The organism is Microbacterium umsixpiens (assembly GCF_053543675.1).
In genome coordinates, this window is record NZ_JBLVOH010000042.1 from 19,517 (window position 1) to 25,685 (window position 6,169).

The 6,169-nt window shown below is 67.1% G+C and carries 6 protein-coding genes; 2 read left to right on the plus strand and 4 right to left on the minus strand.

Going from position 1 to position 6,169, the window contains the following annotated elements; translation table 11 throughout:
- Window positions 1-118 precede the first annotated feature (118 nt).
- Window positions 119-1,297 (minus strand): glycosyltransferase family 4 protein, encoded by a 1,179-nt coding sequence (locus ACNPM4_RS04875; RefSeq protein WP_448984885.1) that lies wholly within the window; start codon window positions 1,295-1,297, stop codon window positions 119-121.
- Between the two features lie 57 nt (window positions 1,298-1,354).
- On the opposite strand from ACNPM4_RS04875, the gene ACNPM4_RS04880 reads away from it, so the two are divergent.
- Both ACNPM4_RS04880 and ACNPM4_RS04885 read left to right on the plus strand, forming a co-directional pair.
- Window positions 1,355-2,053, plus strand: a complete 699-nt coding sequence (locus tag ACNPM4_RS04880) for a glycosyltransferase family 2 protein (RefSeq protein WP_029262009.1) — start codon at window positions 1,355-1,357, stop codon at window positions 2,051-2,053.
- A 3-nt stretch (window positions 2,054-2,056) separates the two neighbouring features.
- The gene (locus tag ACNPM4_RS04885) at window positions 2,057-2,410 is read left to right on the plus strand and encodes a DUF2304 domain-containing protein (RefSeq protein WP_029262010.1); all 354 of its coding nucleotides are present in this window, start codon (window positions 2,057-2,059) and stop codon (window positions 2,408-2,410) included.
- Here ACNPM4_RS04885 and ACNPM4_RS04890 read toward each other — a convergent pair.
- Genes ACNPM4_RS04890 through ACNPM4_RS04900 form a run of 3 tightly spaced genes read right to left on the minus strand, consistent with a single transcriptional unit; the run spans window position 2,394 to window position 5,952 of the window.
- On the minus strand, window positions 2,394-4,283 hold the full coding sequence (locus ACNPM4_RS04890; RefSeq protein ID WP_448984886.1) for a DUF6541 family protein: 1,890 nt from the start codon (window positions 4,281-4,283) through the stop codon (window positions 2,394-2,396). The two genes, ACNPM4_RS04885 and ACNPM4_RS04890, sit on opposite strands and share 17 nt — an antisense overlap.
- Window positions 4,280-5,017: an ABC transporter ATP-binding protein gene (locus tag ACNPM4_RS04895; protein WP_372467203.1), complete on the minus strand. Its 738-nt coding sequence runs from the start codon at window positions 5,015-5,017 to the stop codon at window positions 4,280-4,282. Before ACNPM4_RS04895 ends, ACNPM4_RS04890 begins: the two co-directional genes overlap by 4 nt.
- The gene (locus ACNPM4_RS04900; protein ID WP_231481684.1) at window positions 5,014-5,952 is read right to left on the minus strand and encodes an ABC transporter permease; all 939 of its coding nucleotides are present in this window, start codon (window positions 5,950-5,952) and stop codon (window positions 5,014-5,016) included. Before ACNPM4_RS04900 ends, ACNPM4_RS04895 begins: the two co-directional genes overlap by 4 nt.
- Window positions 5,953-6,169 lie beyond the last annotated feature (217 nt).

The following is a 6,169-nucleotide window of genomic DNA, read 5'->3' on the forward strand; positions in this document are numbered from 1 at the left end:
GCCGTCGCCGATGACGGCGTCAGGGGACACATCTGCGGATTCGACGATCCGCACGCGAGAGGTTTCAGTCACGGGGGCTCCTAGCACGCCGCCGAGAACTGGCAGCACTGACGAGATTCTACTTGGCGCTGCGCCGCGAACCTCGACGCGCGCCGCGAACGACGTCCGCAGCCCGGGCGCCCACCGTACGCAACGACGCGTTGTCGACGGCCCAGGCGACGCGTGCGGGCCGCGCGTGCTCGGTGGTTCCGTCCGCCCACTCGGCGAGCAGTCGCCGCATCGCAGCGGCGACATCATCGGCGTCGAAGCCGACCGCTTCGCCGAGCCCTCCCGCGCGCACGACCTCTCCGCCGGTCTCCGCGCCGGCGAACAGCACGGGCGTGCCGACCGCGGCGGCCGCATACGTCTTGGTCGGCCGGGCGAAGTCGTAGCCGATGCCGGGCACGATGCTCACGAGCGCCGCCACCGCCCCTCTGAGCCACGAGGCGGACTCCCCGGGTCCGACGAGTCCGCCGAAATGCACGCGGCCGGGCGCGATCTCCTCCGCGAGCACCTTGAGTTCCGGTTCCACCGACCCCTGCCCGTAGAACCGGATGTGGACGTCGACCTCGGAGAGTTCCGCCAGGGCACGGATGAACACCTCAGGCTGCTGCCACTCCGACATGGTTCCCGTGTAGACGAAGTACGGGACGTCTGCCGACGGGGCCGGCACGTCGGGCGAGAAGACATCGGTGTCGATCCCGTTGCCGACGCTGATCACGCGCTCGGGACGGCCGCCGATGTCTCCCAGTCGTTCGGCGACCTCCGGCGACACGGCGATGGCGGATGCGGCGCGCCGCAGGACGAAGCTCTCGACGGCGCGCATGACCGCGATCACCGGTCGAGGCGCCTCCATGGACGCCACCGCGTCGGTCCAGACATCGCCTGGGTAGTACACCAGGACGCGTCCGGTGAGGAGTGAGACGAGCGCGGCGACGAGTCCGGTCGTGGGCGGTGCCTCCGCGACGATCACGTCTGCGCGATGCCGCAGCAGACGGAAGAACAACGGAATGTCGAAGGAGAGGTACTGCACATACCCGCGGATGGCTCCGGTCCGATCACGAAGGACCCTGGCTCGCCGAACGGTGACGCCCGGCTCGTCGGAGATCGTCATCCCCTGGGGAGGCCGCGTCGTGAGCACCACGACGTCGGACTCGGGTGCGAGAGCCCGGACGAGTGCGTCCATCCGGAAGCTGGCGGCTGTGACTTCCGGCGTGTACAGCCGCGTCGCGACGACGACCCGTCTTCTCCTCGGCATCCTGCCCCTGTAGCTCGGTTGATGAAGGTCCGTTCGGACACCTGACACAATAGAACCATGTCCTCGAGCGTCCCCGCGCCTCCCTCCCCCGACCGCAGCGCCTGGGTCGTCATCCCCCTCTACAACGAGGCGAGCGTGATCGGCGGCGTGGTGGAGAGCCTGAAGCCGTTCTTCGCGCACATCGTCTGCGTCGACGACGGCTCTCGTGACGGATCCGCCCGCGAGGCGGCGAAAGCGGGCGCCATGCTCGTGCAGCATCCGGTCAACCTGGGCCAGGGCGCGGCGCTGCAGACCGGATTCGACTTCGCACTCGCGCATCCCGAGTGCGAGTACATCGTCACCTTCGACGCCGACGGCCAGCACCGCATCGAGGATGCCATCGGCATGCTGCAGCTCGCACGCGACGAAGATGTCGCCATCGTGTTCGGATCCCGATTCCTCGACGACCGCACGAATCCCGGCTGGATCAAGAAGGTGATCCTCAAGACGGCCGTGTGGGTCACCAACCTCACCACCAGCCTCAAGCTCACCGACGCCCACAACGGACTCCGCGTCATCCGACGCGACGCCGCAGCGGCGATCGACCTCCGGCAGGACCGGATGGCGCATGCCACCGAGATCGTGCTGGAACTCGGCCGGACCCATCTCTCGTGGAAGGAGTATCCGGTGGAGCTCCTGTACACGGACTATTCGAAGGCGAAGGGCCAGAGCGTGCTCAACTCCGTAAACATCCTCGTCGACCTGGTGGTGAGATAGCCCATGTGGATCCAGATCCTCCTGATCTCCGCGATCGTGGTGCTGGCGGTGTTCATGATGCGCCGGACCGGCGCAGACAGTCACCTCGCGATCCGTCGACTGCTCATGGGCCTGTTCGTGATCGCCGCCGTGCTCTCGGTGCTCTTCCCGCAGTGGCTGAGCTGGCTCGCACAGCTCGTCGGCGTCGGTCGCGGCACCGACCTCGTGCTCTACGCGCTGATCGTGATGTTCCTCGCGTTCGTGTACTCGCAGTACCGCCGCAACGTCGCCCAGCAGCGGCAGCTCACGCTTCTCGCCCGCAAGATCGCCCTGCTCGAGGCGTCAGAGAACGAGAAGCACCCTACTCACAACCCGTGACCTCGTAGAGGACGGCATCGCCGACGCGGTCGACCTCCGTGAGGATCGAGGAGTCGTCGAGGCCGTGCAGGCCGTCGAAGGTCGTGTAGTGGTTCTCGAACAGCACACGGTCGCCGAAGTCGAGGGCGTGCGTCACGCCGAGCCTCTCGATCGCGTCGCACACGGCGGGCCCGCCCTCCACCAGGTACCTGGCCAGGGTCGACGCATCATCGCCGTAGCGCCCGGTCACGTGCGGGAAGACCACGTCGTGCCCGGTGAATGCGAACAACAGGCCGGCTCCGGTCAGCGGGTCGCCGATCACGACGGCGTCGTCAGGCAACTCGTCGTCGATCTCGTCGAACAGCGCCACCTCGTCGGGTGAGAGCCCCTGCGACGCCTCGCTGAACTGGAAGCTCACGCTGCGCATGTAGCCCACGTCGTTGCGAAGTCCCACGAGGTGGGTCGCCCCTGCGACGGCGACGATCGCGACGACGGCGACCACGAGGCCCCTGCGTCCTGCCCGCCACCAGCCTCGGATCCATTCGACGACGACGGACGCGCCGAGCGCGGCGAGCGGCAGTCCCCACACCGCGATGAGCGCTCCGACGCGGGTCGTGTCGTCGTACCAGACGCCGACGAAGACGCTGCGGATCGATTCCACCGGGAACCAGGTCGCCATCAGGAAGAAGAAGATGCTCACGGCGTAAGAGCCGAGGATCCACCACGTCCGGTCCTTCACCACACGCCAGATACCGATCGCCGCCAGCGGCCCGAGCAGGAGCCCCGTCGACCTGCCGACCGGGCTGAGGAATGCGACCTCGCCGAGAGCCTGCCCCAGAGAGGAGGTGGGAAGCCACTCGTGCGTCGTCACATTGGCCACGATCCAGACCACGGCGAGTGCGACCGCCCCCAGAACCACCGAGAGTGCGACGACGACCCGTGTCGTGGTTCCGCCCGCGCGAGCTGTGCGCCACGCCAACCAGACGAGGTAGGGCATGAGCAGCACCACCGCGCCGAGAAGTGCGGAGGGATGCGCGAGGGCGACCGCACCCGCAGCCGCGAGGGCGATGAGGATGCGCAGCGTCCTCCCCGCCCACGAGAGCGCCGGCGCGAAGGCGATCAGGACGACCGCGAGGAAGATCGGGATCAGCGCGGTGCCGAGCAGGTTGGGATAGAGGACGCCCCAGTTGAGGAAGCCGAGGGGGAAGACGCTGAAGCCCAGACCCACGAGCGGCGCCCACGTGGTCGCAGCCGGCCGAGACGGGAACGCCACGGCGGTCAGGCAGGCGAGGGCGACGGGCCACACCAGCGCGATCATCGCGACGGTGGTCACGTTGGTCGCCGCGACGATGCTGCCCGCGGCCGGCACGACGAGACTGACCAGCGCGTGCCAGAGGGTGGGATAGAACGACGTCGCGGCGCCGGGCACCACCATCGTCATGTGCAGCGGGGAGGCGTCGCCGGTCTCAGCGATGAACTCGACGGCGTTCAGGTGGAACAGGCCGTCATAGAGCTGGGAGGGGTTGCCGGGAGCCCCGATGCCCAAGGCGACGATGCCGATCCAGGCGACACCGGCCGCGGCGAGCGCGATCCATGCGCCCCTCCCCGCACGGGGCGCGGCGTCGACCGCGCGCCGGTCGAAGAACCGGAGCGCCGCGGCGACGACCCAGATGACGACGGTGACCACGGCTACGGGAATCAGTCCCCAGCGCATCCCCAGCAGCGGTGCGAGGAGAGATGCGGCGGCGAGCACGCCGAGGGAGACGGCGATCGCCACACCGACACGCACGATTCCCTGCACGCCGCGAAGGCAGAGTCCGACGGGCAGCCCCGGGACGATCAGAAGAGCGGCCGCGACGAGCAGCGCAGGGATCTGGCCGATCCAGTCGCTCACGCGTCCACCAGGGCGATGGCGCCCTCGACCTCACCGTCGTAGACGACCTCGCCCTTGTTGATCACGATGCCGCGAGTACACAGCTCACGGACCATCTCCATGTCGTGGCTGACGACGACGAGCGTCTTGCCCGCGGCGATGAGCTCTTCGAACTTGAGTCGGCACTTCTCCCGGAACGGCGCATCGCCGACGGAGAGGATCTCGTCGACGAGGAGCACGTCGAGCTCGACGTGGATCGCGACCGAGAACGCCAGCCGCATGAACATCCCGGAGGAGTAGTGCTTGACCTCCTGGTCGATGAACTGCTCGATCTCGCTGAACGCCACGATCTCGTCGTAGCGCGCCTCGATCTCGTGCCTTTTCATGCCCAGGATCGCAGCGTTGAGGAAGACGTTCTCGCGTCCGGAGAGTTCGGGATGGAAGCCCGCGCCGACCTCGATGAGACCGGCGACCCGACCGCGGGTCAGGACCTGTCCCTCATCGGGCTCCATGACGCCGGACACCAGCTTGAGAAGTGTGGACTTGCCCGATCCGTTGAGCCCGAGGATGGCGACGGACTCCCCCTCGCCGATGACGAGGTCCACGCCTTTCAGCGCTTCGAACTGGCTGGTGAGCTTCTGCCGCTTAATCCAGGCGACGACGGTGTCCTTGAGGGAGAACGCGTGGTTGAGCGTGAACCGCTTGCGCACGTCGTCGATGATGATGCTCGGCCTGATCGCCGTCTGTTCACTCATAGGTCCTGTGCGAACTTTCCCTCGAGGCGGCGGAAGACGAACTGTCCGATCAGCAGGGTGGCGACGGCGATGAGGAACGTCCACAGCGTGTTCCAGCCCAGGTTCGGCGGCAGTTCGATCATGCCCTTACCTGCGTATCCCGCGGCCGAGATCATGCCCTCGCTCGCCGGGCGCCAGAAAGCGTAATGGAAGAGCTCCACGCCCTGGGTGATCGGATTGAGGAGGTACAGCTCCACGAGCCACGACGGCCAGTGCAGCCGGTCGACGACCGCCTGTTCGACCATGGTCCACGCGTACAGCACGGGTGACGCCCACGTGGCGAGCAGCAGCATCAACTCCACGATGTTCTCGGCGTCGCGGAAGCGCACGTTGACGGCGCCGAAGAAGAGGCCGAGGCCGAGGCTGAACACCATGACGATGATCATTCCCGCGAGCACGGCGAGGATGCTCAGCACCGAGATGTGCGCGATCCATCCCATCAGGAGGCAGACCACCAGCAGCAGCCCGACCTGCGGGAGGAAGTGCACGAACGCGACGATCACGGCCGAGACCGCGAACAGCTGGCGCGGAAGGAACACCTTGCGCACCAGCGGGGCGTTGCCGACGATCGACGTGGTCGCGTTCTTGAATCCCTCAGAGAACAGGTTGATCACCACGATCCCCGAGAACAGGTAGACCGCGTAGTTCGGAATCCCCTTGTCGAGATTCATGAAGATGCCGAGGACCACCCAGAACACGAGGAACTGGGCCGCGGGTCGCACGTAGGACCAGGTCCATCCGAGCACCGAGTTGCGGTACCGCGTCGTGACGCCCGTGCGGACGAGAAGGTTCAGCAGATAGCGCCACCGCACCACGTCGATGAGCCCATGGCTTTTGCCGGGGATGTCGAAGTCGGCTCGCGGGATGATGGCGTAAGGATCGGGTTTGATCGTCACAGGTGTTCCATCCGGGAAAGGAGCAGCCTTCATACTAGCCGGGGCATGCTGAGGATCTGCGCTGCCCACGCGCAGACGATCTCAGCATCGACGAAGCTGGCCGATGCCCTCCGCGGAGAGCACTCCCGTCCCGCCGACCAGGGTGACGGTCGTCGCTCCCCTGGTGCGCAGGAAATCCGCCGCCTGGGGGAACATGCAGGTGCTCTGCGAGAGCACG